Origin of the sequence: Streptomyces sp. AB3(2024) (genome assembly GCF_041862025.1) — a bacterium.
GTDB lineage: Bacteria > Actinomycetota > Actinomycetes > Streptomycetales > Streptomycetaceae > Streptomyces.
On sequence record NZ_JBGWAB010000325.1, the window covers coordinates 1 to 620 of the forward strand.

General features: G+C 68.1%; 1 protein-coding gene. It reads left to right on the forward strand.

What is annotated here, in order from left to right; translation table 11 throughout:
• Positions 1–150: 150 nt before the first annotated feature.
• A partial coding sequence (locus ACEPPI_RS40595) for a transglycosylase family protein (protein WP_373920252.1) occupies positions 151–620 on the forward strand: 470 nt, incomplete at its 3' end.

The following is a 620-nucleotide window of genomic DNA, read 5'->3' on the forward strand; positions in this document are numbered from 1 at the left end:
CCGTCCGGCGGAGTCCGACTTCTTCGGCGCCGCCAAGGACTCCAACTCCGTGATCTACCAAGCCCGTTTCGGAGTCCCCGGCGACACCCCCATCACCGGCCAGTGGTGACCACCCATCGGAGCTCCACCCCGCGTGTCCTGGCACGCGCCGTGGCAGCCGCACTCGGCATCGCTGTGACGGTGGCTCTCGCCCCGGGACAAGCGGAAGCCGCATCCATAGCGACCTGGGACAAGCTCGCCCAGTGCGAGAGCACCGGCAACTGGAGCTACTACAAGGCCAACTGGCCTTACTACGGCGGAGTGCAGATCACGGAGTCGACGTGGCGCGCCTACGGCGGTCTCCAGTACGCGAGCCTCCCTCACCAGGCGACCAAGAAGCAGCAGATCCTCATCGGCGAGAAGATCCTCGCCGGCCAGGGCCCAGGCGCCTGGCCCCACTGTGCCCCGCTGGCGGGCCTCGGCTCGGATCACGCCGATCCGTACCCGGAACCCGTACGCGTGCCTTCGCAGGTGGGTGTGTACCGTCCGGGGGAGTCGTGGTTCTACGTGTCGGACCGGGGCGGGAACCTGTCGGGGAAGGCCGCGTTCGGTGCTCAGGGCGATATGCCTTTGACGGGTGA